Annotated in this window: 2 protein-coding genes; one reads left to right on the top strand and one right to left on the bottom strand. The window is 66.2% G+C overall.

Features of this window, described 5'->3' with window-relative positions; translation table 11 throughout:
• The coding region (locus AC0IXR_RS24975; RefSeq protein ID WP_471762585.1) for a metallophosphoesterase family protein at nt 1-483 on the top strand (483 nt) is incomplete at its 5' end.
• 25 nt (nt 484-508) lie between these two features.
• Here AC0IXR_RS24975 and AC0IXR_RS24970 read toward each other — a convergent pair.
• The gene (locus AC0IXR_RS24970) at nt 509-670 is read right to left on the bottom strand and encodes a hypothetical protein (protein ID WP_200919205.1); all 162 of its coding nucleotides are present in this window, start codon (nt 668-670) and stop codon (nt 509-511) included.
• Nucleotides 671-761 lie beyond the last annotated feature (91 nt).

The raw sequence follows: 761 nt of genomic DNA, 5'->3' as shown, positions 1-761 counted from the left end.
GGGGTCTCGTCCGCGATTCCCACCAAGCCCTTCGTCGCCAGTGGGCGCCTCGGCCCGTCGCAGATCGAGGCTGTCGAGACCATTCTGAAACGGCTGGGCGCCGAGCCCGAACCACCGTTTCGCGTGGCGATGATCCATCATCCGCCGCAGCCAGGGGGGGCGTCGCCCGGGCGCGAATTGAAGGACGCGGATGCGTTCACGGCGATGATCGCGCGTGCCGGCGCGGACCTGATCCTGCACGGGCACAACCATGTGGGGAGCATCGCCTTCGTCGAAGGCCCCGGTGGTGCCGCCGTCCCGGTGGTCGGAGCGCCTTCGGCCTCGGCGGTGTCGCACGGCGGCACCTTGCACCGCCGCGCGAGCTATCATGTCTATACGGTCAGAAAGGCCGACGACCGCTACGTGATCGAAGCCAAGGAACGCGGGTTGACGGAGGCCGGGGCGATTGCCGACCTCCGGGTGTTGCAGCTGACGCGAAGATGACCGCTCACCTGCCGGCGATGCCGGATCAGGCCGTCAATCCCACCAGGGGGCGCTGGGCCTGACGGGAGATGCTGGCCTGATACAGCTCTGCCTGAAGGCGCGTGAGGCCGCTCACGAGGGCCGTCGGACCCCGATAGACCGTATAGGTGCCGTCATGGGTCGGTTTGACGTGAATCGTCTGGGACATGGACTGTCTCCCGGCCTCGAGGAATCGGTCGATTCATTCTTTCGGAGTAGGTAGTGTTAATCGGGCGTTCATCCGCCGCAAGTGTGGCAGA

The sequence above is a fragment of the Methylobacterium sp. AC832 genome, assembly GCF_979256025.1.
The sequence above is the reverse complement of the archived record's forward strand: the minus strand, read 5'-3'. Positions and strand labels throughout refer to the sequence as shown.